The 262-nt window shown below is 42.0% G+C and carries 1 protein-coding gene; it reads right to left on the bottom strand.

Features of this window, described 5'->3' with window-relative positions:
• Positions 1-262 (bottom strand): putative PEP-binding protein (locus AAEY83_RS16125; RefSeq protein ID WP_351060616.1); only part of this gene is annotated, 262 nt, incomplete at both ends.

Here is a 262-nt window from a genome sequence, read left to right as displayed (position 1 = left end):
AAATAGCTCAGGGTGATCTAAACTAATGCGAATACCACGCCAACCTAAAAAGGGATTTTCTTCGGTAATATTAAAATAATCGAGAACTTTATCGCCACCAATATCTAACGTTCGCATTACTACCGGATTAGGGTAATAACTATTAAGTACTTCTCGGTACCAGGTTTCTTGCTCTGATTGCGATGGAAACTGCCCTTTTTGCATAAACCAGGCTTCGGTGCGGTACAAGCCAACGCCGTCACAAATATGGGCACTGTTTTGC

It is taken from the genome of Psychrobacter sp. TB20-MNA-CIBAN-0197, assembly GCF_040309765.1.
In the GTDB taxonomy this organism is placed as follows: Bacteria; Pseudomonadota; Gammaproteobacteria; order Pseudomonadales; family Moraxellaceae; genus Psychrobacter; species Psychrobacter submarinus.
Note: the sequence above shows the minus strand (reverse complement) of the source record. Positions and strands in the feature narration are given on the sequence as shown.